The organism is Vibrio sp. 1288 (assembly GCF_033344475.1).
On the sequence record NZ_JAWPOX010000268.1, the window covers coordinates 1 to 877 of the forward strand.

1 protein-coding gene is annotated in these 877 nt (G+C 45.6%); it reads left to right on the forward strand.

Annotation, left to right across the window (positions count from 1 at the left end; genetic code table 11):
* Positions 1 to 69: 69 nt before the first annotated feature.
* On the forward strand, positions 70 to 877 hold an 808-nt coding region (locus R8O11_RS26140; protein WP_318194729.1), incomplete at its 3' end, for an NCS2 family permease.

The window sequence follows — 877 nt, forward strand, 5'->3', positions numbered from 1 at the left end:
TTGATAACTTTATAATTCCCGCCAATCGATTACGCAACCGTTTACTTTTTACCTTTACAGGATTCGATCATGCTCGAAAGGCTCTTTAAACTTAGTGAAAACGGCACAAATGTGCGCACTGAGATCATTGCAGGTATTACGACCTTCCTTACCATGGCTTACATTATTTTTGTAAACCCAGCTATTTTGTCTGATACCGGTATGGATCGTGGTGCGATCTTTGTTGCAACGTGTCTTGCCGCCGCGATTGGCTGTTTCATTATGGGTTTAGTCGCAAACTACCCAATAGCTCAGGCTCCGGGCATGGGTCTAAACGCATTCTTCACATATTCCGTTGTGTTAGGTATGGGTTACACATGGCAAGTCGCGCTGGCTGCAGTGTTTGTTTCTGGTGTTTTATTTATTCTGCTGAGCATTTTTAAGATTCGTGAATGGATCATTAACTCGATCCCGCATTCGCTTCGCACCGGCATTTCTGCAGGTATTGGCCTTTTCTTGGCGTTTATCGCCCTTAAAAACGCAGGTATTGTGGTTGATAACCCAGCGACATTGGTTTCAATGGGCGATATCACGTCATTGCCATCAGTGTTGGCGGCGATTGGTTTCTTCCTTACTATCGCGCTTGTTCACCGTGGTGTGAAAGGTGCGGTGATGATCGCGATTTTGGGTGTGACGGCGCTTGGTCTTCTATTTGGTGATGTGCAATGGAACGGTGTCATGTCAACTCCACCAAGTATCGCACCAACATTCTTACAATTGGATTTCTCGGGTCTATTTGAAGTCGGCATGATCTCTGTTGTGTTCGCTTTCTTGTTCGTCGACTTATTTGATACGGCTGGTACGCTCGTTGGTGTTTCTCAAAAAGCCGGTCTAACGG